Source organism: Parvimonas sp. oral taxon 393 str. F0440 (assembly GCA_000223315.2).
GTDB lineage: Bacteria > Bacillota > Clostridia > Tissierellales > Peptoniphilaceae > Parvimonas.
The window spans coordinates 58,648-82,696 of the sequence record AFUS01000003.1 but is presented as its reverse complement, the minus strand read 5'-3'; the positions used below and the strand labels follow the sequence as shown (position 1 = coordinate 82,696).

General features: G+C 30.2%; 17 protein-coding genes, 1 tRNA gene and 1 rRNA gene. 16 read left to right on the top strand and 3 right to left on the bottom strand.

Translation table 11 applies throughout. The annotated features are described in order from the left end of the window. Positions 1-176: 176 nt before the first annotated feature. From rplM to HMPREF9127_RS00550, 5 genes are all read left to right on the top strand, one after another. The gene (rplM, locus tag HMPREF9127_RS00570; protein WP_009447639.1) at positions 177-611 is read left to right on the top strand and encodes a 50S ribosomal protein L13; all 435 of its coding nucleotides are present in this window, start codon (positions 177-179) and stop codon (positions 609-611) included. A gap of 23 nt (positions 612-634) precedes the next feature. After that, positions 635-1,024 carry a 30S ribosomal protein S9 gene (rpsI, locus tag HMPREF9127_RS00565; RefSeq protein WP_009447569.1) on the top strand — a complete coding sequence of 130 codons (390 nt, stop codon included), beginning with the start codon at positions 635-637 and terminating at the stop codon, positions 1,022-1,024. A 759-nt stretch (positions 1,025-1,783) separates the two neighbouring features. Further along, positions 1,784-3,148 carry a class II fumarate hydratase gene (fumC, locus tag HMPREF9127_RS00560; RefSeq protein ID WP_009447610.1) on the top strand — a complete coding sequence of 455 codons (1,365 nt, stop codon included), beginning with the start codon at positions 1,784-1,786 and terminating at the stop codon, positions 3,146-3,148. A 33-nt stretch (positions 3,149-3,181) separates the two neighbouring features. Further along, positions 3,182-4,594, top strand: a complete 1,413-nt coding sequence (locus HMPREF9127_RS00555; protein ID WP_009447669.1) for an aspartate ammonia-lyase — start codon at positions 3,182-3,184, stop codon at positions 4,592-4,594. 663 nt (positions 4,595-5,257) lie between these two features. Continuing rightward, complete coding sequence (locus HMPREF9127_RS00550) at positions 5,258-5,794, top strand: isoprenylcysteine carboxyl methyltransferase family protein (protein WP_009447666.1); 537 nt, start codon at positions 5,258-5,260, stop codon at positions 5,792-5,794. 375 nt (positions 5,795-6,169) lie between these two features. Here HMPREF9127_RS00550 and HMPREF9127_RS00545 read toward each other — a convergent pair whose 3' ends face one another. From HMPREF9127_RS00545 to HMPREF9127_RS00535, 3 genes are all read right to left on the bottom strand, one after another. Next, on the bottom strand, positions 6,170-7,435 hold the full coding sequence (locus HMPREF9127_RS00545) for a hypothetical protein (RefSeq protein ID WP_009447650.1): 1,266 nt from the start codon (positions 7,433-7,435) through the stop codon (positions 6,170-6,172). Positions 7,436-7,608: 173 nt separating this feature from the next. Then, a complete protein-coding gene (locus HMPREF9127_RS00540) occupies positions 7,609-9,192 on the bottom strand; it encodes a M3 family oligoendopeptidase (RefSeq protein ID WP_009447582.1) in 1,584 nt (527 codons plus the stop codon). 170 nt (positions 9,193-9,362) lie between these two features. Next, the gene (locus HMPREF9127_RS00535) at positions 9,363-9,719 is read right to left on the bottom strand and encodes a Spx/MgsR family RNA polymerase-binding regulatory protein (RefSeq protein ID WP_009447638.1); all 357 of its coding nucleotides are present in this window, start codon (positions 9,717-9,719) and stop codon (positions 9,363-9,365) included. Positions 9,720-10,222: 503 nt separating this feature from the next. Here HMPREF9127_RS00535 and HMPREF9127_RS00530 point away from each other — a divergent pair. The 11 genes from HMPREF9127_RS00530 (at position 10,223) to HMPREF9127_RS00480 (ending at position 24,029) form a co-directional block, all read left to right on the top strand. Then, entirely contained in the window at positions 10,223-10,549 is a 327-nt protein-coding gene (locus tag HMPREF9127_RS00530; protein WP_009447608.1) for a PadR family transcriptional regulator, read from the top strand. Further along, positions 10,539-11,519 carry an HAAS signaling domain-containing protein gene (locus HMPREF9127_RS00525; RefSeq protein ID WP_009447611.1) on the top strand — a complete coding sequence of 327 codons (981 nt, stop codon included), beginning with the start codon at positions 10,539-10,541 and terminating at the stop codon, positions 11,517-11,519. The genes HMPREF9127_RS00530 and HMPREF9127_RS00525 overlap by 11 nt, the downstream gene beginning before the upstream one ends. Before the next feature lies 1 nt (position 11,520). After that, positions 11,521-12,582: a hypothetical protein gene (locus tag HMPREF9127_RS00520; protein WP_009447674.1), complete on the top strand. Its 1,062-nt coding sequence runs from the start codon at positions 11,521-11,523 to the stop codon at positions 12,580-12,582. A gap of 569 nt (positions 12,583-13,151) precedes the next feature. Continuing rightward, the gene (locus tag HMPREF9127_RS00515; protein WP_009447649.1) at positions 13,152-14,921 is read left to right on the top strand and encodes an oligopeptide ABC transporter substrate-binding protein; all 1,770 of its coding nucleotides are present in this window, start codon (positions 13,152-13,154) and stop codon (positions 14,919-14,921) included. 503 nt (positions 14,922-15,424) lie between these two features. Next, a complete protein-coding gene (locus HMPREF9127_RS00510) occupies positions 15,425-17,224 on the top strand; it encodes an oligopeptide ABC transporter substrate-binding protein (RefSeq protein ID WP_009447668.1) in 1,800 nt (599 codons plus the stop codon). Between the two features lie 1,045 nt (positions 17,225-18,269). Then, positions 18,270-18,854: a 5'-methylthioadenosine/adenosylhomocysteine nucleosidase gene (locus tag HMPREF9127_RS00505; protein ID WP_083814259.1), complete on the top strand. Its 585-nt coding sequence runs from the start codon at positions 18,270-18,272 to the stop codon at positions 18,852-18,854. A 1-nt stretch (position 18,855) separates the two neighbouring features. Further along, positions 18,856-19,707: an ATP-binding cassette domain-containing protein gene (locus HMPREF9127_RS00500; protein ID WP_009447591.1), complete on the top strand. Its 852-nt coding sequence runs from the start codon at positions 18,856-18,858 to the stop codon at positions 19,705-19,707. Position 19,708: 1 nt separating this feature from the next. Beyond that, complete coding sequence (locus tag HMPREF9127_RS00495; RefSeq protein ID WP_009447602.1) at positions 19,709-20,368, top strand: hypothetical protein; 660 nt, start codon at positions 19,709-19,711, stop codon at positions 20,366-20,368. Between the two features lie 8 nt (positions 20,369-20,376). Beyond that, positions 20,377-21,879 (top strand): glycerol kinase GlpK, encoded by a 1,503-nt coding sequence (gene glpK, locus HMPREF9127_RS00490; RefSeq protein WP_009447647.1) that lies wholly within the window; start codon positions 20,377-20,379, stop codon positions 21,877-21,879. Positions 21,880-22,241: 362 nt separating this feature from the next. Next, positions 22,242-23,767, top strand: a 16S ribosomal RNA gene (locus HMPREF9127_RS00485). 186 nt (positions 23,768-23,953) lie between these two features. Continuing rightward, positions 23,954-24,029: transfer RNA gene (locus tag HMPREF9127_RS00480), tRNA-Ala, on the top strand. Positions 24,030-24,049 lie beyond the last annotated feature (20 nt).

The window sequence follows — 24,049 nt, the reverse complement described above, 5'->3', positions numbered from 1 at the left end:
TATGATATAATACCAAGGTATCACTTTTGGATACATGATATTTAAAAAGCCTTGTCTTTTTACAATATCAATCGCATAGCAGTCGAGGTTGCGATTAATAAGTCCTCGCCTACAAAATCGCTGGGTAGCGATGTCTAAATAACCCAATATTGTAAAAAGAATTAAGGAGGAATGAAATGAAAAGTTACGTAGCAAAGCCTTGCGATGTTAATCGTAAATGGTATGTAGTTGATGCAAAAGACGTTGTTTTAGGTAGACTTGCAACTGAAGTTGCTTCAATTTTAAGAGGAAAGAAAAATGTTAGATTCCAACCATCATTCGATATGGGAGATTATGTTATTGTTGTTAATGCTGAAAAAGTTAAATTAACTGGAAACAAATTACAACAAAAAGAACATAGATACTATACTGGATACTCAAATGGTTTAAAGGCTATTTCTTATGAAAAAATGTTACAAACTAAACCTGAAAAAGTTATTGAATTAGCTGTTAAGGGAATGCTTCCAAAGAATGTTTTAGGAAGACAAATGTTCAAGAAATTAAAGGTTTATGCTGGTCCGGAACATAATCACGAAGCTCAACAACCGGAAGTTTTAACATTAAATAAATAGGAATAGAAAGGAGATTAACATATATGGCAACTCAATTTGTAGGAACAGGAAGAAGAAAAACTTCTGTAGCTAGAGTTTTCTTAACACCTGGAAACGGAAAATTTGTTATTAACAAACAAGATATAGATGAATATTTTGATTATGATACTTTAAAGGTTACTGCAAAATCACCTTTAGAAGTAACTGAAAGTCTTGGTAAATTCGACGTTTATGTAAATGTAAAAGGTGGCGGATTTACAGGACAAGCTGGAGCAATCAGACATGGTGTTGCAAGAGCTTTATTAGAAGTTTCTGCTGAATTAAGACCTGTATTAAAAAGAGCCGGTTTCTTAACAAGAGACCCTCGTAAGAAAGAAAGAAAGAAATATGGTCTTAAAAAGGCAAGAAGAAGCCCACAATTTTCAAAGAGATAGTAAAAATGAATTTAAAACGTTGGAAATTTTTTCCAACGTTTTTTTATTGTTTTAAGTTTATTTACCTTTAACGTCTATCTCTTAAACAAAGTGAATTACTTTATACGTCATCTTGAGCGGAGTGTAACGGAGTCGAAAGATCTCCTAAAGCTCATAGAATATAAAAGCACTTTGTATTTAGTAATTTTTTTAAGAATGAGATTTTTAGTTTTTCATGTATCTACGATACATTTACTTTTGCTAAAGCAAAAGTATGAGATCTCTCCGCTACATTCGTTTCACTCGTTTTGGTCGAGATGACGTGTTTGGAGAATTTCTTTGCAAAATTGTAAGACGTGAATTTTTATTGTGAAATAATAAAGTTATTAATTTTTTACTAAGAAGTAAGTTTAAAAAATTGTATATTAATTTGAGTATATGAATATGAAGCAGTTGTAAACTATAACAAAAAATTGTTATTTTATTATTTACTAACAAAAAATTAACAAAACATCCAATATTGTGGTATAATTAATATGGTTTTACGCCCAGTGGTAAAAACATATTAATTTCACCATAATTACATTAAATTAGTTATTAAATAGGAATTATGGTATAATTAATATAGTTTTATGCCCAATGGTAAAAGTATATTAATTTCACCATAATTACCATAAATAATAATCAAAAAGGAATTATGATATAATAGTATAGGATGAGTAATTTTATATTTTTAATGAATTTTAATATAAAAAATGTTTAAATATAGGAGGGTTCTTGATGAGTTATAAGGTTTATAAAGACTCTATCGGAGAAATTAAGGTAGAAAGTGATAAACTTTGGGGTGCAACTACACAGAGAAGTTTTGAAAATTTCAAAATTGGAAATTACAAGATGCCACCTGAAGTTATAAGAGCAATGGCTACTGTTAAGTATGCTTGTGCAATGGCTAATTACGAGCTTGGCGACTTGAACAAGGAAAAATTTTCTGCAATAGAAAATGCTGTTGAGGAAATTTTTAGTGGAAAACTTGATGAACATTTCCCGCTTGTTGTTTATCAAACTGGTAGCGGTACACAAACAAATATGAATTTGAATGAGGTTATTGCAAATTTTTCAAATCAAAAGGCGGGTAAGACTTTAATTCACCCAAATGATGATGTAAATAAATCTCAAAGTTCAAATGATACTTTTCCAACAGCTTTGCATATAGCTTGTTTAGATGTTATTGACAGAAAACTTATTCCGTCAATGAAAACATTGATTTCAGCTTTTAAGGCTTTTGAAGAAGCAAATAGCGATGTTATAAAGATTGGTAGAACACATTTACAAGATGCTGTGCCTATTAAGATTTCTCAAGAGTTCAGCGGTTATAGACATTCTATAGAAAAATGTTTGGAATATATTGAATATACAAGAAAGGGACTTTTAGAAATTTCACTTGGAGCAACTGCAGTTGGTACAGGTATTAATACTAAAGAAAACTTTAAGAATATTGTTGCAAAATATGTTTCAAAGATAACAGGAAAAGAATTCAAACCTGCTGAAAATTTCTTCCATTCATTGACAATGAAAGATGCAGTTGTCGTTTCTCACGGAGCAATTAAAGCATTAGCAATGGATTTATTAAAGATTGGAAATGATATAAGATTTTTAGCTTGTGGACCACGTTGCGGTTTTTCAGAAATTGAAATTCCTGCAAATGAACCTGGAAGTTCAATTATGCCGGGAAAGGTAAATCCTACTCAAATAGAAGCATTGACAATGGTTTGTGCAAGAGTTTTAGGAAATGATACTACGATAAGTTTTTCCGCATCTCAAGGAAATTTTGAGCTTAATGTTTATATGCCGGTTATTATATACAGTTTTGTAGAATCTGTAAATTTACTTTCAGATGCTATGGAATCTTTTGTTAAAAACTGTGTAAGAGGAATAAAAGTAAATAGAGAAGTTGTAGAAAAATATTTGAATGAGTCTTTAATGCTTGTAACTTCACTTAATCCATATATTGGTTATGATAAGGCAAGTCAATGTGCAAAGTATGCCTTTAAGGAAAATACAACATTAAAAGAAGCAGTTTTGCATTTCGGTTATTTAACAGAGTCAGAATTTGATCAAATTGTTGACCCTAAAAAAATGGTTTAGATTATATTTTATAAAGGAGATAGAAAAAATATTATGGAAACAAAACAAGGATACAGAGTTGAACATGATTGTATTGGAGAAAGTTTAATTCCGGAAAATGCTTATTATGGAATTCATACTCAAAGAGCAACAGAAAACTTCAAGATTACAAGAAGAAAAACAAATCCTGAAATGATTAAATCAGTTGCTGAAATCAAAAAAGCTTGTGCTATCACAAACTTTGAGGCTGGAGTTTTAAGCGAAAAGAAAAAAGATGCAATAGTTTATGCTTGTGATGAAATTATCTGGGGAAGATATTTAGATCAATTCATTGTTGACCCAATTCAAGGGGGAGCAGGAACAAGCCATAATATGAATGCAAATGAAGTAATTGCAAATATTGCTATTGAACATTTAGGCGGAAAACTTGGAGATTATTCAATCATCCACCCAAATGATGATGTAAATATGGGACAATCTACAAATGACGTTTATCCTACAAGCGGTAAAATCGCTCTTATAAGACTTTTAGGCGAAACAATTGAAAGTTTAAATGAATTAGAAAAAGCATTACTTGTAAAAGCTGAAGAGTTTGATGATGTTATTAAAATGGGTAGAACTCAAATGCAAGATGCTATTCCTATCAGACTTGGACAAGAATTCAGAGCTTATGCAACAGGAATTTCCAGAAATATTAAATTATTCAAAACTGCATGTACAGTTTTAAAAACTGTAAATATGGGTGCAACTGCAATTGGTACAGGACTTAATGCCGATGTAAGCTATATGGATAAGATTGTAAAAAATCTTGCTCAAGTTACAGATTTGGAATTAGTACAAGCTGAAGACTTAATTGACGGAACACAAAATATCGACGTTTTTGTTCATGTTTCAGGTCTTGTAAAGAGTTGTGCAATCAGTATGTCTAAAATCGCTAATGACTTAAGACTTATGTCTTCAGGTCCAACTTGTGGTTTTGCAGAAATCAACTTACCTGCAAGACAAGCGGGAAGTTCAATTATGCCGGGAAAAGTAAATCCTGTAATTCCTGAAGTTGTATCACAAGTTGCTTTTAACTGTGCAGGAAACGACTTTGCAGTTACAATGGCGGCAGAAGCGGGACAACTTGAACTTAACGCTTTTGAACCGGTAATTTTCTACAACTTATTTGAATCAGTTGAAACTATCGGTAAAGCGGCAAATACATTTGTTCATAACTGTATTTTAGGAATTACTGCAAATGCAGAAAGAACTAAGAATATGGTTCACAATAGCTACGGAATCGTAACAGCTTTCGCTCCACATATCGGATATGAAAAATCAGTTGAAGTAATTCATAAAGCTATTGAAAAGAATTTACCTGTAAAGGCAGTTTTAATCTCAGAAAAGATTATGACTGAAGAAGAAATTGACAATATCTTGGATGTATTCTCAATGACTACACCGGGAATTGCAAAAAGAAACTAAAAAATAAAGTTCAGTAACTAAGGTTGGGGAGTAAAAATCCTCAACCTTTTAATTTGTATGTTTTTATTAAATTATTTGACTATAGTCTAATTATTATATTACTTATTCTCTTTTTCTCCGTTAAAAAAGTGTCAACAATTGCTCGTTGATACTTTGTCATCAGTCTGGGATGTATTTACGATACATTTACTTTATTCATTCCGCTCGAGATGACGTGTTAATTGATATTTCTTTGCATAGCTCTATGATGCTAATTATTTTGTTTTTATATAATTTTAATTTATTTCGTAAGTTTATCTTCAATTAACGTTTAGCTCTTAAACGAAAAATTTTCCTTTTTACGTCATCTCGAGCGTAGTCGAGAGATCTCATAAAGCTCTATGATAATGAATTTACTACTCATAGTTGATATGTTTAAGATAAAAACTTGAATAGTATAGATTAGAACTTCTTTTATTTGTGTATAAAATTGCAAGATTAATATAACTTATATCTATGATATATAAGTTATGTAAGATTTACTTTTGTTTGCCTATAAACAAAAGTAAACCTTACGAAGTAATTGTATTACTATCGAATAACATAGGTGGCAAAAAGTTTAATTTTATGTTAAAATGTTTTTGATTGCATTGAATATTATATAACAATTATTTGGGGGGTAATATGAGTTATATGATTTATGCTATTGTTATAGCTGTTTTTATAATTAGATTATTTTTTCTCAAGATTTCAATTAAAAACGAGAAAAAAATACTAAAAGACGGCGGGAGAGAATATGGAGTAGAAAATTCTAAAAGAATTACTATCTTACATATATTATTTTATTTATTTTGTCTTATCGAGGCGATTATTAGAAAACCAAAATTTGATAAAATCAGTTTTATTGGTTTGCTTCTGATAATCTTTTCAATCTTTATGCTTTACACAGTTACAAGATTGTTAAAAGATATTTGGACAGTTAAACTTATGATTTTAAATGACCATAAGTTTGTCAATCACTGGTTGTTTGTAAATGTAAAACATCCTAATTATTTTTTAAATATTTTACCCGAATTGACAGGGCTTGCATTGCTTTGTCACGCTTTATATACGGCTTTAGTAATTTCTCCTCTATACATTTTTGTGATGTATGTTAGAATAAAAGAAGAGGAAAAATTACTAAAAGAAATTATAATTCCGAACGGGTTAAGAGAAAACTAAAAAAATATAATATTCAGTGCAATTTAAAGGGCATTTCGTTTGAAATGCCCTTTGTTTTTTCTATTGAGTAATATTTTTATATAATAAATTTTAATCGTTTTTAAAAAATACTTTACTTTTTCTTGGATACTTCATAATATAAAATTAATATCGTAATTAACATTGAAAGATATATTAAAAATGTATATGGGAAGTCTAAATAATGTCCACAAAATGGGATATACATCAAAATATTTGTTATATACGGTATCAATAATAACCAGATTAAAAGAAGTATCTTTATTGTTTTTTATTCATAAGCCCTCCGATTGATATTACTCTGCAATTATAATAACATAATAAAGTAACAAAGTTAAATTTTACAAAAATCAAATTCTAATTTCGTTTAAGTTTAATTATATGAAGTTCTGCTTCTTTTGATTCTAAATTATCACTAAATAAATAAGAAATAATATCGTTCGTAACTGCCATTTTAGATATAATTTTTTCTTTGTATTGATAATTTATTTGAAGTAACAATTTTGCATCGCTATTATAAGCATATATACTCCTATTGTTGTTTAATATATATAAATCTTTTATTCTATAGATATCAGTAATATCATATGGACTTTCGATATTTGGAATTTCTGTACTTGACATAGTTTCTAAATTGAAAACTTTACCGGTATTGTAAGTAGATTCAACCATTAAAAATTCACTTATAAATAATAACTTATTATCTCCTGAAACGAAAGCAGCTTTTCTGTTTTTTACTTCTGTTGGAGAATTTATCTTATTCAATTCTAAAATTTTTTTAGATTCTTCTGTAGATATATATTTGAAAATATCTGAAGATCCTTCTGCAAGGCTATCTTCGTTATTGTAAGTTACCACTTGGTAATACAGATTGTTTTCAAAACTACCGGCAAACATAATATACTTACCATTATACTTATCATTTTTGATACTTAATTCTTCTTCTTTAAGTAAAGTTAACTGTCCATCGTCAATATTGAATTTTAGTAGATAGCTTTTTAGTATATCATTATTAATCATATTTTCACAAGTTAAAATTAAATTATGACCATCAACACTAACTGATGGGCTTATTGTATATGCTTGATTATCGCCTGACATTGAATCTTCATCTTCATTAAAATATTTCTGGATATTTTTGTTTTTATCTACAACGATAAAATTGTATTCAAAAAGTGTCTCTTCAATATCTTTCTCTTTATTTTCAATATTTTTGTGATTGACCTTTACTATGAATAATTTTTCATCAATAACACCATCTATTGCAATACCGAACATTCTTTCCTTTTCTTTACCTTTAATTTCATAAAGTATATCGGTAGTTCCATCTTTTAAATTTTTAGATGCATAAACTAAATTATTATCAATTGTATAATTAAAATATAATTTATTATTTTCCGGATTATAATTTAAAAAACGCAAATCAGAAATTTTTTGTGGAAGTTCAACTTTTTTAATCTCTTTTTCAAAAGATATTTTATCTACAGTTTCCTTTTCAGCTTCTTCTTTGTTTTTAACTTCTTCCTTATTTTCAACATTGGATTTATCCTTTGGTGTAGGTGAGCAGGAAGTTAGAAAAAGGGAAAAAGAAAATAAACAAATAAATAATTTTCTAAATTTCATAAAGCAACTCCTTTATTTATTTAAAACATTTTTTAACTAAACTCTTCTATCATTTATAGCTTATCACAATAAAACAATGAAGTCAATACTTTATTTAAAAAGGATATTATGATTGAATATAACAAAATTTAAAACAAAAAATGGCGATTAAAAAATCGCCATTAATATTTTAACTATTTACTTGTCAATTCTATAAATTCGTCTATTTCTTCTTTTATGCTTTCTAATGATTTTAACCAGAAATCTTTTTTAGTTAAATCGATATTCATAACTTTTGCAACATCTTCACAATTATTAATTGTAGTCGCTTTTAAAAGCTCTTGATATTTTTCTACAAAGCCATTTGGATTTTCTTTATAGATTGCATAAAGTCCTCTTGAGAAAAGTCCACCAAATGAGTAAGGATAATTGTAGAATGAGAAACCTGCTGAATAGTAATGAGGTTTACAAGCCCACATAAATGGATGGTAAGTTTCAGGATCAAGTCCATCTCCATAAGTTTGTTTTTGAGCATTTCTCATAATTTCTTCAAGTTCTTCAGTCATCATAAAGTGGTCAAGTTTTCTTTCAAAAACTTCTTTTTCAAATAAAAATCTTGAATAGATGTCAACAGTTATTTGAGCACAGTCAGAAATTTGAGATTCCATTAAAGTAATCTTTTCTTTTTCAGATGCATCATTTAATGCTGCAGACATAATTAAGTTTTCATTGAAAATTGATGCTGTTTCAGCAACCGGCATTGGATAATCCCAATTTAAAGGTAGATGATTTTCAACATGAAGTCCATGATATGCATGACCTAACTCATGAGCAAGAGTTAAAACAGAAGAAAGACTTCCGTCAAAATTCATCATTACTCTTGATTGTTTTATAAATGGAAGATTACTACAGAAAGCTCCACCAACTTTTCCTTTTTTAGGGAAGTAGTCAACATAATTGTTTTCAAAAGCATCTTTAACCATTTTTACCATATCATCTGAGAAAGTCGCAAAATGCTTTAATAAAAATTCTTGAGCTTCTTCAACTGTGAAAGTTCTGTCACTTTCTCCAATACTTGCAAAAAGGTCATAGAATTTCAAACCGCCTTCATATCCTAGAAGTTTAGCTTTATGTTTAAAGTATTTTCTAAAATGAGGTAGGTAATCGTCAATACTTGACCAAAGAGCATTTAAAGTTTCTCTCTTTAATCTTGCATTTTCTAAAGATTCATCAAGTGCAGTTTCAAAACCTCTCATCTTTGAAGTTGTATTAACTTCTTGTTTGATATTATTTAATGAAAAAGCGATAGAATCCTTTATGCTATCATAAAGTTTCAATTCACTATAAAATGCTTCTTTTCTTGTTTCTGCATCGGAAGAATAAGCTAAGTTTCTAATTTCACTTAAAGTTTTTTCTTCTCCTCTAAATTCGATTGATGCCTTTGAAGTCAAGAAATTAAACATAAATTCCCAAGCGTTTGAGCTTGAAAGTTTCATTTTTGCGATAACTTCTTCAATATCTTCAGGTAATACATGTTTTAAAGCTTGTTTCTTATTTTTAAAGAAGAATTCATATTCTTTTAAATATTCATCCTTTGTAATATCAACAGTAATTGAACCAAGGAATTTATCAACTTTTGTAAAAGTCTTTGCATAATTTGAAAGTTTTGCATTCAAATTATTGCTATAATAAGTTGATTTTTCATCAGTTGTATTTATAGCTTGATTAAGTTCAATAAATGAAAAAACTCTATAAATTGTAGTATTAACTTCTTCCAAAATTTTTATAACTGCTTTAACACTTTCTAAATTATCTTCTAAATTAAGTTTTCCTAAATCAGTTAATAAAGTATCTATTTTTTGAAATCATTTTGAAATTCATCGCTATCATATGAAGGATAAATTTCAACTAATGAATATTGTTGTTCCATTTCTTCCTCCTTTATATCTTATTTATCAATTAAAACATTCCAGTCATTTTCCTTAAAACCTATAAGGAAAATTTTGTTTTCTTCGTCAATTAAGACAGGTCTTTTTACAAGAGAACCATCTTTTACTAATAACTTAATAGCTTCATCAGCAGAAAGATCTTCAAAATTTTCTTTTAAATTCAAATCTCTATAAGTCTTACCGCTTGTATTAAAAAGTCTTTTTAGTCCCATCCGACCTTGAACAGCTTTAATTTGAGCTTTAGTTGGAGTTTTATCTTTAAGGCTTACTTCTTCAAACTCAATTCCGTTTTCTTTTAGGAATTTCTTTGCCCTTTTACAAGTTGTACAATTGGGATATTCGAAAAAAAGTTTCATTATAACACCTCCCATACAGAATTATTATATAATCAAATTTATTAATTCATACTACTTATCCGTTTAAGATAAGTTTTTTTTGTAAAAATAAATAAAATGAAATTTATATGCTTTATTAACATACCCATTTTATTACAATAACCTTAAATAAAGTTTAAAAGAAATTATATTAAAATGTATTTTCAAATTTTTAAGTCAAAACATTAAAGTAAAATCTCTATATATAATTATTTTATTAATTTAATTCTATCACTTATTGCTGATAAAATCAACAAAGGTTTAGTTTCTCTAAATAAAATACGAAAAAAACATAAAATTTTTTTAAAAATATAAAAAATATTAAAAAAATGTAAAAAATATAATAAAAGGTATTGTGTAATATATAGTAGTGTGATAGAATATATATAAGGAATAGGAAAATATAAATTTTCTATTTATAAACTAAAATTATAAAAATTTGATAGTCGAAAATTTTAACATAAAATTTAATAAAGGAGGTAAAAATGGATACTCAAATAAAAAAAGGACTTTTGGATCTTTGTGTCTTGAGCTTTTTAATGGAGAAAGATATGTATGGATATGAAATTGTTCAAAGCATTTCGAAATCTGTTGAAGTAAGTGAAGGAACTATATATCCAATACTCAGGCGACTAAGCAAAGAAGGTTTTTTTGAAACCTATATTGTTGAGTCAAATGAGGGACCTGCAAGAAAGTATTACAGAATTACAGTTTCCGGAATGGAACATTATAAAAATCAGTTGGAATTATGGGAAAAATTGAAAAATGGAATGGATAGTATTTTGAAGAGAGGTGAAAATAATGATAAATAAAGTAGAATATTTGGATGTCTTAAAGGATTACCTTTTAGAAATTTATTCAGAAGAGGAGAGCTTGGATATTTTAAGAGATTATGAAGAATACTTTTTAAATGGTAAATTGGACGGAAAAACTGAACAAGAAATAATTTTAGAACTTGGTTCTCCCAAAAAAATCGTTCAAGATCTTAGAGCTGAAGAGAGAAATGTTTTAAAGAAAGAAGGATTTTTTACAAATATAAGCAAAAAGTTTGACGGATGGTTTGAAAAAGGACTTTCAGACAGGTATTCAAGTGGTGAAATTGAAATAATGGAAAATAAATGTGATAAAATAATTGAAAAATATGGAATATTTGCATTTATGTTCCTTGCCATATTTTCCGTTATAGAGATGGTTTTGGGCTTAAGATTTTTAGTGGGTTTTACAGAAATGCTAGGAATATATATAATTTCAATGTCATTTTTAGTTAGGACAAATAAAGGAGTACAAACAAAGTCAGGAAAATTTTTAAGCTTAGTTAATATTTTGATTATACTATTCTACTTTGCTTTGGCTTTTAGAGGAGTTAGTGATATTTTAGAAATTGGATTTGATTTAGCTTTCTTTATGGCTGTTATCAATCTGATTTTAGTATTCTTCTTTTCAAAGGGAATGTTTTTCCTTATATTAATTTCTCTATTATTCGCTATAATTTTCATAATTCTAGGTGGAATTTGGTTTTTCTTTGTAGGAATAACTATATTTGGAGTTGGACTTGCATTTTTCTTAACTCCAATCACTTTAACGGCACTATCAACACTATCACTTAGTTTTTTGTGGATAGTATTTCCGATAATGCTTGCGATTGGGCTTTTTATAGCTATGAGTATATTAATTAAATACTACTCCCTAGCCATTTATAGATTGGTATTGAAATATAATGACTGGATTAAAATAAAATTTATGTACTCAAGAGTTTATGGACAAAAAACAAAGGAGGACTAATATGAGAGGAAAATATTTTAAACTTAAAGTTTTGACAATTACTTCTTTTTCCTTAATTGCAATTGGTTTTACAGGTTCTTATAAAATGGTCTGTGAAGTTCAAAAAAAGGTTGATGAAGAAGTCGATAAAAAGTTGACTTATAGCTATAAAGAAATTTTGAAAACTGAAAGGGAAATAAAATATATAGATTTAAGTAAGTATGAGGGTTATAATGTAGAAATTAAGAACAGTAAAGACAATTTTAATCGTATAACTGTAACATATAAAGATAAATATTTTGAAAATGAAGCTAATTTTGATGAAAAAAATGAAAATAAGATTGATATTATTACAAGAAGAATAGACAATGAAAAAAATTCAAGATTTGATTATATAAGTAAATTTATTGATAATTCAGTAATGTATGGTAAATTTATAGGTTCACCTAAAAAAGAAGATAAGACTAAAATTGTTTTAGAAGTTAAAAATCCAATTGAAATTATGGGAACAGCAAAGGGAAACGAAGATAATGAATTATTGAAAAAAGAATTGACTTACAATGTATATAATAAAAATTTATTTTCAGGAAGTTTTTTTAAAAGCATACTTAATCAATTTACTGAATTTACTATCAAAGATGTAAATGACGAAATAATTGAAATTCCAAAGATAAACTTAAAAACATTGAATTATACTACTACAGATATTGAAAAATTACTAATAGCAGGTCGTAGGGGTTCCGGTAATGGAGATTGTGATGATGTTTTGCCAATGGTTAATGTAGATACTAAAAATGTTAAGAACTTTGTTGAAGTTGATTTGAATGCTTTAAAGACTAACTTAAATATTACAGGAGCAAAGAAAGTTATCCTTGAAGGAATGCCAAGTGCCGGAGAGATAGTAGTAAAATATAAAGTTAATGGAGAAGAAAAGAGCTTTATAATAAATGAATCCAGCAAAAATGAAAATACCACAAGAAAGGTTATAAATGTTGAAAGTGAAAAAATATTCAGAACAGCGATGGATAGCTCAAATATTAAAAGTAAATTAAATAAAATTGCCGATTTAAAAGAGATTAAATAGAAAAAGAAGAACGCCTGCGCTTTTGCGATACTTCGCATCAAGCAGATAATCGGGTACCCACCGATGCGAAGCATCGAGGAAGGGAGGGGTTTTTATTGCGAAGCAACAAGGTTCCCGGGTACCCACCCGATGCGAAGCATCGAGGAAGGGTGGGGTTCTTATTATGATTAAGTGAAATTAACTAAAAAAATCAAGTAAAAAAATACTTGCTGTGCTGATGGCTGTTATTTTAAAAATATACATACGTTTTCTTATAATGAAAATATTTTCTTAATAAATTTTATTAAAATTTTAATAATAATAAATTCGCTAGGATTTTACAGCTTTTTAATTAATAATTAAAAATAAAATTGAAAAAAATACAATTTTTAACAAAAAAGGTATTGCAAAAAGGTTTTTTATATAGTATAATATGATAAAGTTAAGTAGAAAAACGAGAAAGGAAGTGGAAGGGACACTTCTTAATTTTGTATTTTTTATCTAACACAATGAAGTGAACGGCTAGTAACGTAACTAATCTTTCACGATACGATTATGCTTCGTGCAAATACATAAAGGGGGATTTAAATATGAAGAAATCATCAAAAATCGTTGCTTTATTATTAGCAACAACATTTTTATTCTCCGCTTGTAGCGGCGGTAATAGTGGAAACAAAGAAAAAACTAAGAAAGAAACCGGAGTTCAAGATAATTTAGTTATCGAAAACGAAGGAAAAGCAGTTGATAATGCTACACTTAAAATTGCTTATATTAGTGACTCTCCATTTACAGGTATTTTCCACCAAGCTTTTGCAAGTGGTAATCCGGATATGGAAATTTTGGGATATTCCACAAATGGTACATTCAAAGTTGATTCCAGCTATAAGTTGGTAAAAGGCGGTGGAGCTGACATTGAATTTAAACCGGAAGAAAAGAAAGCGATTGTTACTATCCATGAAAAATATACTTGGAATGACGGTACTCCTGTTACTTCTGCTGACTTTTTAGAATATTATAAAATCGTAGCTCATAAAGACTACACAGGTGTTCGTTTTGATGACGACATGAGAAATGTAGTAGGTATAGATGAATATAACAAAGGTGAAACTAAAGAAATTTCAGGTTTCAAAACTATAAGTGATAAAAAATTTGAAATTAACTTCAAAGAATTCAATCCTGGTATCCTTTGGGGTGGTGGAATTCCTTTTGAACCGGTTCCAAGTCATAAATTAAAAGACATTCCTATTAAGGAACAAGAAGCTCATGACGTAACTAGAAAGAATCCATTATCACCTGGACCATACTATATTAAAGAAATAGTTCCTGGACAACAAGTTGTATTTGAAGCTAACCCACATTACTACAAGGGAGCTCCAAAAGTTAAAACTGTTATTTGGAAGATTGTTCCATCAGCACAAATCGTTGCAGCTTTACAATCCGGTGAATATGACTTAACTGTTGGTTTAAACTCAGACCTTTATAGTAAAGTTAAAGCATTAAAGAATGTTAAAATAGGTATTAAAGATGAGTTATCTTATACTTATATAGGATTTAAACTTGGTAAATGGGATAAAGAAAAAGGCGAAGCTGTAATGGATCCAAATGCTAAAATGGCAGATGTTAAATTACGTCAAGCTATGGCTTATGCTATAGACAATAACCAAGTTGGTGAAAAGTTCTATGAAGGTTTAAGAAGAAATGCAACTCAACTTATGATTCCTGCATTTAAAGATTTTTATGATGATTCATTAAAAGGATATACTTACGATTTAGAAAAAGCTAAGAAACTTCTTGATGAAGCTGGATATAAAGATACAAATGGTGATGGAATAAGAGAAGATAAAAATGGTAAACCATTTAAGATTAAATTTGCTTCAATGTCAGGTGGAGCTATTGCTGAACCTATAGCTCAATACTATATCCAACAATGGAAACAAATTGGTTTAGATGTTGAACTTACAACAGGAAGACTTATAGAATTTAACTCATTCTATGACAAAGTACAAGCTGACGATCCTGAAATTGATGTTTATCAAGCAGCTTGGGGAACTGGATCTAACCCTAATCCAACAGGTCTTTACGGAAGAAAAGCTCAATTTAACTTCTCAAGATTTGCAACTCCTGAACTAGATGCTATATTAAATAAGATTAATTCTATTAAAGCAGTAGATGAAGAATACAGATCAAAAGCATACAAAGAATTTGCAAACTATATGTTTGAAAATGTACCGGTTGTACCAACTCTATTTAGAAAAGGTATAGTTGCTGTAAATAACAGAGTTAAGAAATGGGATATAACTCCTGGTTCTGATTTTGGTCTATTTGATGTTGAATTAACAGCTACTGAACCTATTAAATAATAATTAAATTAGTATTTGAGAAACCACGAAAGTGGTTTCTTTTTTTGGTTATGTATCTAAATCTTGATTCAAATAACAAAATGTATAAATTATTAAAAAATTGTAACTTTTTTTAAAAAATGAAAAAGCAATATTTTTTTGTTATAAATTATATAAAATTATTTATAAAACCGTATGTAAATGTTTTTAAAGTTGAAAACAAGCCATTATTACTCAAAGAATTTTTTTTGCTTAAAACAAAAACTTAAATAATTAATTTAAGTGATAACACTTTAGTTAATATCGAAACAATGATTATTTTTAATTTATCTAAAAAAATATTTTATTTTAACATCTCTTATGCTATAATCTTTAATGTAAAGATAAGATATGTTTCTTTGAAAATGGGTTTTACTCAGATGAAATTGCATTTTCTCGGATTTTAAAGGGATTTTTGGGGATATGCTTATTAGAAAACGATTTATCTTGAAAAATATTAATTTTTTTCTCAAGGAGGACTTAAGATGAAAAAAGCGTCAAAGTTAACAGCATTAGCTTTAGCGAGTTTGATGATACTTTCAGGCTGTGGTGCTAAGGGTAATAAAGGCGGACAAGACAGCGGAAAGAAAGAAGATGCAGGATTTAAACCAAATCCAGTAGTTGAAAATGAAGGAAAGGCTATTGAAAATGGAACTTTAAAAGTTGGTATAATTGGGGAATCACCTTTTAAAGGGGTATTTCACGAAGCATTCGCTCAAGACAGTTTTGATATGGGTATTATGAACTGGGTTGGAATGGGTGGCTTCTTTGATGGAGACCCTGATCAAAAGTTAGGAAATACAGGTTTAGGTAAAGTTGAATTTAAACCGGAAGAAAAGAAAGCAATCATTACAATTCATGAAAAAGCTACTTGGAGTGATGGAGTTCCTGTTACTGCAAAAGACTTTTTAAGATATTATTTAATAATTGGACATAAAGATTATGAAGGTGTTCGTTTTGGTGGGGATTACCTTAATGTTGTAGGTATGAAAGAATACCACGAAGGAAAATCTGATACAGTTTCAGGTGTTAAAGTTCTAACTGATAAGACTTTAGAAATTAACTTTAAAGAATTTGACCATTCAATTTACTGGGGTAAGGGAATTCCTTACAATCCTGTACCAGATCATGTTTATAAAGACATTCCTGTTAAAGAACAAGAATCACATGATGCTACAAGAAAACATCCATTATCATGTGGTGCTTATGTAATTAAGGAAATTGTTCCTGGACAACAAGTTATAGCAGAAGCTAACCCACACTATGCATTTGGTAAGCCAAAGACTCCAAGAATGGAAATTAAATTAGTTCCATCTGCACAAGTTGTTGCTGCAGCTAAATCCGGAGAATATGATATCATTGATACATTCGGTTCAGATTTATATGAAAAATTCAAAGCATTAAAGAATGGTAAAATCGCTAGTAACTATACTGGTGGATATAGCTATATCTCATTCAAATTAGGTAAGTACGATAAAGAAAAAGGTGAAGTTGTAACTGATCCTAATGCAAAAATGGCTGATAAGAATTTAAGAAAAGCAATGGCTATGGCTGTTGATAGAGATACTGTAAACAAAAAATTACAACAAGGTTTAAGTGTTCCTCTATATCAAATAATTCCACCAATGTTCTCAACAATTTATGATAAAGACTTTGAAGGAATTAAATACAATTTAGAAGAAGCTAAAAAACTTCTTGATGAAGCTGGATACAAAGATACTAATGGTGACGGAATAAGAGAAGATAAAAATGGTAAACCATTAAAGATTAACTTTGCTGCAATGCAAGGTGGAGCTACTCAAGAACCTACTGTTTCATTCTATATACAACAATGGAAAGCAATAGGACTTGATGTTCAACTTGTAACTGGAAGATTAATTGAATTTAACAATTTCTACGAAAAACTTGGTGCTGATGATCCTGAAATAGATGTTTACCAAGGTGGTTGGAACACAGGTTCAAACCCTGACCCAAGTGGTTTCTACGGAAAACATGAACAATTCAACTTCCAAAGATTTACTTCTCCGGAATTAGATAAATTATTAGCTGACATCGTAACTCTTGACAATACTGATCCTAAAGTTAGATTAAAACATTACACTGACTTAAGTAAGTATTTAGTTACTGAACAAGCTATAGTAATTCCTACATTCTCAAGTACAACTAAATCATTCGTAAACAACAGAGTTAAGAAATATGATATTTCATTACCTAAAGAAGGAGTAGCTCCTTTCAGAAACTCTGATATAGAATTAACTAAAGAATCACCGGAAGTAGATAAATAGAAATAATTAAAAATATAAAAAGTGTGGAAGATTTCCACACTTTTTTTGTGAAACAACAAGGTTCCCGGGCACCCACCCGATGCGAAGCATCGTGGAAGGGTGGGGTTTTTATTGTGAAACAACAAGGTTCCCGGGCACCCACCCGATGCGAAGCATCGTGGAAGGGTGGGGTTCTTATAAAAATTTTTAGAAAACTTTAAAAAACGGGGAAAACTCCCTTTTTTATAATGTTAGGGTGTGATATAATTATTATAGATTTAAACTTTGTTTAAATCTATAATAATTTCATCATAATCGTCCTTATAAAAATAATTAAAAAGGAGATTATGATATAATAAAGGTCAAAAAATAAAGTTTTAATCTATAAATATTTCATCACAATCATCCTTAAAAAATAATTAGAAATAAGATTGGGATTCTAGTGTTTTGTTAAAAATAAAAAAATTATGTCTCAATAAATACATCTTTAGTATTATTAAAGATATTTTTATTAAGTCATAATTTTATAAGGAATTATAAAAAAATTATTTTAATTTAAGTAAATTGCTATTAAAATTAGATTTACTCTTAAATGGTAAATCTAATTTTAATCAATTTTATTACTTTTAGTTTAGTATCTTTACTTTTGAAGCAAAGATTTTTTTACACTTAATTATTAAAAAGGGATTTGTGTAATGGGTTTTATGCCCGCATACTTTTACATTTTTTGGGGAATTATGTTAAGTATGAATTAATTAGCTTATAAAAATAATAAGACTAATTTCAAAAATATTTTTTCTCTTGGTTAAGATATATATATTTTGCCATAGAAACCTTAAATAAAATTAAAAAATTTTAAGTTTAAAAATTTTTTGTTTTTTATAAATTTTAAAAGTAAAATATATTTAAATTGGATTTCTTCCTTGAAATCTTTTATAAATAAAAAATATAGGGGTGGTTGTATGATAGGTATTATAAGTGCTCTTGATGAAGAGCTAATGGAAATTATAGATAAAATTGAAACAAAAAAGTAACAAGGGGTTGTTTTACTTTTTATCTTGCAAATATTTCTAACAAGGAAGTTGTACTTGGTATTTGTGGAGTTGGCAAGGTTAATTCTGCGATTTATACTCAAAGTATGATAGACAACTTTTCTCCTGAGATTATTATCAATATAGGAGTTGCCGGTTCTACTGATGATAATGTAAAGATTGGTGACTTAGTTATAGGAACAGAATATTTTTATCACGATTTTGATTGTACTGAAGCCGGCTATGTAATGGGACAAATTCCTGCTCTTCGTGATGTTAAATTTATTGCTGATAAAAAACTGGTAGATATTTCTTATGAAAAGGCTAAAAAGGTCTTATCTGAAAACAGGATTTTTAAAGGAATTATTGCGACAGGAGATATTTTTGTAGCTAAAAAGGAAATTAAAGAAAAAATAAAAGAAAATTTTGATTCCCTTTGCTGTGAAATGGAAAGTTGTTCAATAGTACACACTTGTCACTTAAATAATGTTGGGTATTTAGCGCTACGTTCAATATCCGATAATGCAAATGAAGAAGCTGACTGTGACTTTGAGACTTTTGTTTTGGAGTCAGCAAAGGTTGTTAAGAGTATTATTTTAGATATTATTGAGGAAATATAAGATGATTGAAATTAAGAATTTAAAGAAAAATTATGGAAAATTTGTTGCGATTGAAGATTTTAATTTAGAGATTGAAGAGGGAAAAACATACGGGATTTTAGGTAGAATTAACTCAGGTGGAACTACAATTTTTAATATACTATGCAATTATACTTTTAAAGAAGATGGAATTGTTCTAATTGATGAAAAAGCTCCTGAAGATGCAAGAGATTTAATTTATATGTGTCCGAAAATGGAGTTTTATGAGGGATATACTTTAAGACAGGTTTTAAAAAATATAGCTGATTTTAATTCAGATTTCGATTTACCTTATGCATTAGAGCTTTGTGAGTCTTTTAAATTAGATTTGGATAAGAAGTTCAAGGCTGAAGAGAATGTTCAAAATTGCACAGTTTTTAAAACAATAGTTACTATTTGTATGAATAAAAAATATCTTCTTTTTAATAAGCCGGAAATTGGACTTTCAAGTTTGGATATTAGAAAATTAAGTGATATTCTGATGGGAAATTATAGAAGAAAGGGATATACTCCGATTATTCATAGTAAAAATGTAAATTATTTTTTTGATTATCTTGACTATATAATTATTATTAAGGACAAAAAGGTAGTACTTTTTGAAAGTAGGGAAAAACTGGAAAAAATGGTTTATTCCGTTTCCGGTTCGGTTGATTTAATCAGTGCAGTAGTTAAAGACAGAAATGTTTTGGCTATTAGAAATCTTAAAAATTTCTCCAAGCTAAAAATTGCCTATATTTTAGCGAAAGATGAGGACGAGATAAGAGCGCATGGAAGTAGAACTGTACCTTTAAAAGAAATTTATGAGGCAATAACTGCATCTGAAGGGGGTCATTAAAATGAGAAGTGGATTAAAATTTTCTTTAAAATCATTATTTGATACTTTCTTGATTGCGATTTTATTTTCGGTTTTGAGTGAATTTGTGTTTTTGGGAATCTCCAAGTTTTTAAATCTTGAAATATTTTTGACTACAGAAGTTTTTATGTCTATTTTGATTGCAAGTTTTTTAACTTTAATTTTTTCAAGAAAAAATATAGTTAATCAACTTTTTATAAATGGACTTAGTAGAAAGAAAATAGCAAAAATAATATATTTGAGTTGTATAATATATAGCTTAGTTTATTTTATATTATTTATTATATATGAATTTGTGTATGCAGAACTAATTATAAATATCTATGAATTAAATACAATTTTACATTTGATAGTAGTATATTTTTCAATCATTTTTATTATAGAACTTGCGACTTTTTTAGCTTTGCTATATAAAAATATTTCTATGAAGAAAGGAAAAGGTGTAAATAAAACTTTCTATAGATATGTTTACTCTTTTGTAATTATATTATTTACTTATGTTTATAGATTTTTTTATCCAAATATTTATGAATTATATACAGATTTGGTATTAGCACTTATAGCGGTATTGCTTTGTGTATTGCAATTTATACTTGCATTTATTAATAACAAATGGATATTAAATATAGATATAAGAGCTTAGGAGGTTTTATGGACGGATACATTTTAGCATTAGATCAAGGAACTACAAGCTCAAGAGCGATTTTATTTGACCATAATGGAAATATAAAGGGCGTATCTCAAAAGGAATTCAAGCAAATTTTTCCAAAAGCCGGTTGGGTAGAACATGATGCTATGGATATTTGGGCTACTCAGTCCGGAGTTTGTAGAGAAGTTTTAGAAAGAAATTTCGTAAGACCTACAGAAGTAAAAGCCATAGGAATTACAAATCAAAGAGAAACTACAATTGTCTGGGAAAAAACCACAGGAAAGCCTATATATAATGCAATTGTTTGGCAATGTAGAAGAACTGCTGAAATTTGTGAACAAATAAGAAAAGATGGATATGAAGATTTAATCTTTGAAAAAACAGGATTGAAACTTGATGCATATTTTTCAGCTACAAAAATAAAATGGATATTGGATAATGTTGAGGGAGCTAGAGAAAAGGCAGAAAGAGGAGAACTGTTATTTGGAACTGTAGATACTTGGATAGTTTGGAATTTGACTAGGGGAAAGGTGCATATAACTGACTATTCAAATGCATCAAGGACAATGTTGTTTAATATAAATACTCTACAATGGGATGAAGAACTTTTGAAAATTTTGGATATTCCAAAATCCATACTACCTGAAGTTAGAGATTCAAGCGAAATTTATGGTTACACTGATGAATACACATTTGGTGGAGCTAAAATTCCTATTGCTTCTGTAATTGGAGACCAACAATCTGCACTTTTTGGACAAAATTGTTTTGAAAAAGCTGAAGCTAAAATTACTTATGGAACCGGAGCTTTCCTTTTAATGAACATAGGAAAAGAAGTTTTGAAATCTAAAAATGGACTTTTAACCACAATTGCATGGGGACTTAATGGGGAAGTCACTTATGCTCTAGAGGGAAGTATATTTATAGCCGGAGCGGGAATACAATGGCTTAGAGATGAATTAAGGCTTCTTTATGATGCCAGTCTTTCAGAACAATATGCAAAATTAGTAGACGACACTGACGGAGTTTATATTGTTCCTGCTTTTACAGGACTGGGAGCACCGTACTGGGATATGAATGCCAAAGGAGCTATATTCGGACTAACCAGAGGAACTAAAAGAGAACATATCATTCGGGCGATGCTGGAATCAATAGCTTATCAATGTGTAGATGTATTTAATTGTATTGAAGAAGACACAAATATAAAAATCCAAAACTTAAAAGTTGATGGCGGAGCAAGTGCGAACGGCTTTTTATTACAATTTCAATCCGATATGTTAAATACAGAAGTTACAAGACCTGAAATCTTAGAAACAACAGCAATGGGTTGTGCATTCCTAGCCGGACTTGCAGTAGGTTTTTGGGAAAGCACAGACGAAATAAAAAATATTTGGAAAAAAGATAAAACTTTTTGTCCTGCATTAAGTGAAGAAAGTAGAAATAAAAAACTTAAAGGTTGGAAAAAAGCTGTAAAAAGAACTTTTGATTGGGATAAAGATGAAGAATAAAATATTACAAAAAATAGCTTAGATATAAAAACTAAGCTTTTTTTGTAAAAAGATTTTGTAATAAGAAAATTTATTATATAAAGATAAAAAATATGTCAAAAGAGTATTGACTATACAAAAAAATATTGGTATAATATTAAAACACTTATGCAAAAACTTAATAATATAACACAAAATAAATTTTGAAATATTTTTTGAAAATTTTTAAAAAAAGTGTTGACAAATAAAAATAATAGTGATATAATATTAAGGTCGCAGATAGTGACATGAACCAAGAAAAGTAAACAGTGATAAAAACTTTGAGAGTACAAAGAAAAACAATAATTTGGTGTAACAAAAAGTCAGCGAGAGCAGACGAACTTTTAATAGAGAGTTTGATCCTGGCTCAGGACGAACGCTGGCGGCGTGCTTAACACATGCAAGTCGAACGTGATTTTTGTGGAAATTCTTTCGGGAATGGAAGCGAAATGAAAGTGGCGAACGGGTGAGTAACACGTGAGCAACCTACCTTACACAGGGGGATAGCCGTTGGAAACGACGATTAATACCGCATGAGACCACAGTATCGCATGATATAGGGGTCAAAGATTTATCGGTGTAAGATGGGCTCGCGTCTGATTAGCTAGTTGGAAGGGTAAAGGCCTACCAAGGCGACGATCAGTAGCCGGTCTGAGAGGATGAACGGCCACATTGGAACTGAGACACGGTCCAAACTCCTACGGGAGGCAGCAGTGGGGAATATTGCACAATGGGGGGAACCCTGATGCAGCGACGCCGCGTGAGCGAAGAAGGTTTTCGAATCGTAAAGCTCTGTCCTATGAGAAGATAATGACGGTATCATAGGAGGAAGCCCCGGCTAAATACGTGCCAGCAGCCGCGGTAATACGTATGGGGCGAGCGTTGTCCGGAATTATTGGGCGTAAAGGGTACGTAGGCGGCCTTTTAAGTCAGGTGTGAAAGCGTGAGGCTTAACCTCATTAAGCACTTGAAACTGGAAGGCTTGAGTGAAGGAGAGGAAAGTGGAATTCCTAGTGTAGCGGTGAAATGCGTAGATATTAGGAGGAATACCGGTGGCGAAGGCGACTTTCTGGACTTTTACTGACGCTCAGGTACGAAAGCGTGGGGAGCAAACAGGATTAGATACCCTGGTAGTCCACGCCGTAAACGATGAATGCTAGGTGTTGGGAGTCAAATCTCGGTGCCGAAGTTAACACATTAAGCATTCCGCCTGGGGAGTACGGTGGCAACACTGAAACTCAAAGGAATTGACGGGGACCCGCACAAGCAGCGGAGCATGTGGTTTAATTCGAAGCAACGCGAAGAACCTTACCAAGGCTTGACATATAGTTGAGTTATTGAGAAATTGATAAGTCCCTCGGGACAGCTATACAGGTGGTGCATGGTTGTCGTCAGCTCGTGTCGTGAGATGTTGGGTTAAGTCCCGCAACGAGCGCAACCCTTATCTTCAGTTACCAGCATGTAATGATGGGGACTCTGGAGAGACTGCCGATGATAAATCGGAGGAAGGTGGGGATGACGTCAAATCATCATGCCCTTTATGTCTTGGGCTACACACGTGCTACAATGGTTGGTACAACGAGAAGCAAGATAGTGATGTCAAGCAAAACTCTAAAAGCCAATCTCAGTTCGGATTGTAGGCTGCAACTCGCCTACATGAAGTCGGAGTTGCTAGTAATCGCAAATCAGAATGTTGCGGTGAATGCGTTCCCGGGTCTTGTACACACCGCCCGTCACACCATGGGAGTTGGCAATACCCGAAGCCGCCGATCTAACCGCAAGGAGGAAGGCGTCGAAGGTAGGGTTAATGACTGGGGTGAAGTCGTAACAAGGTAGCCGTATCGGAAGGTGCGGCTGGATCACCTCCTTTCTAAGGAGTACTAAGAACGACAGTTCAAAATAAATTCTTAGTTTTATCACTGTTTTTTGGTTCGATTTTTTTAATTTTAAACCAAAAGCTGTAAGGCTAACTAAAAGAAAATACCAAAATGATAGTATAAAAGAAAAAGGGGTACGCAAAACCCCCAAAAATTTATACTGTCGTAAAAAACATTTTGGGGGTGTAGCTCAGTTGGGAGAGCACCTGCCTTGCAAGCAGGGGGTCAGGAGTTCGAATCTCCTCATCTCCACCAAGAAACCTGACAATTAAAGA

Bases quoted from the DNA above. Each gene is read 5' to 3' on its own strand.
- rpsI (WP_009447569.1), top strand. From the start codon at position 635: ATGGCAACTCAATTTGTAGGAACAGGAAGAAGAAAAACTTCTGTAGCT.
- HMPREF9127_RS00525 (WP_009447611.1), top strand. From the start codon at position 10,539: ATGATAAATAAAGTAGAATATTTGGATGTCTTAAAGGATTACCTTTTA.
- glpK (WP_009447647.1), top strand. From the start codon at position 20,377: ATGGACGGATACATTTTAGCATTAGATCAAGGAACTACAAGCTCAAGA.
- rplM (WP_009447639.1), top strand. From the start codon at position 177: ATGAAAAGTTACGTAGCAAAGCCTTGCGATGTTAATCGTAAATGGTAT.
- HMPREF9127_RS00520 (WP_009447674.1), top strand. From the start codon at position 11,521: ATGAGAGGAAAATATTTTAAACTTAAAGTTTTGACAATTACTTCTTTT.
- HMPREF9127_RS00510 (WP_009447668.1), top strand. From the start codon at position 15,425: ATGAAAAAAGCGTCAAAGTTAACAGCATTAGCTTTAGCGAGTTTGATG.
- HMPREF9127_RS00535 (WP_009447638.1), bottom strand. From the start codon at position 9,719: ATGAAACTTTTTTTCGAATATCCCAATTGTACAACTTGTAAAAGGGCA.
- HMPREF9127_RS00515 (WP_009447649.1), top strand. From the start codon at position 13,152: ATGAAGAAATCATCAAAAATCGTTGCTTTATTATTAGCAACAACATTT.
- HMPREF9127_RS00555 (WP_009447669.1), top strand. From the start codon at position 3,182: ATGGAAACAAAACAAGGATACAGAGTTGAACATGATTGTATTGGAGAA.
- HMPREF9127_RS00545 (WP_009447650.1), bottom strand. From the start codon at position 7,435: ATGAAATTTAGAAAATTATTTATTTGTTTATTTTCTTTTTCCCTTTTT.
- HMPREF9127_RS00500 (WP_009447591.1), top strand. From the start codon at position 18,856: ATGATTGAAATTAAGAATTTAAAGAAAAATTATGGAAAATTTGTTGCG.
- HMPREF9127_RS00550 (WP_009447666.1), top strand. From the start codon at position 5,258: ATGAGTTATATGATTTATGCTATTGTTATAGCTGTTTTTATAATTAGA.
- HMPREF9127_RS00495 (WP_009447602.1), top strand. From the start codon at position 19,709: ATGAGAAGTGGATTAAAATTTTCTTTAAAATCATTATTTGATACTTTC.
- fumC (WP_009447610.1), top strand. From the start codon at position 1,784: ATGAGTTATAAGGTTTATAAAGACTCTATCGGAGAAATTAAGGTAGAA.
- HMPREF9127_RS00530 (WP_009447608.1), top strand. From the start codon at position 10,223: ATGGATACTCAAATAAAAAAAGGACTTTTGGATCTTTGTGTCTTGAGC.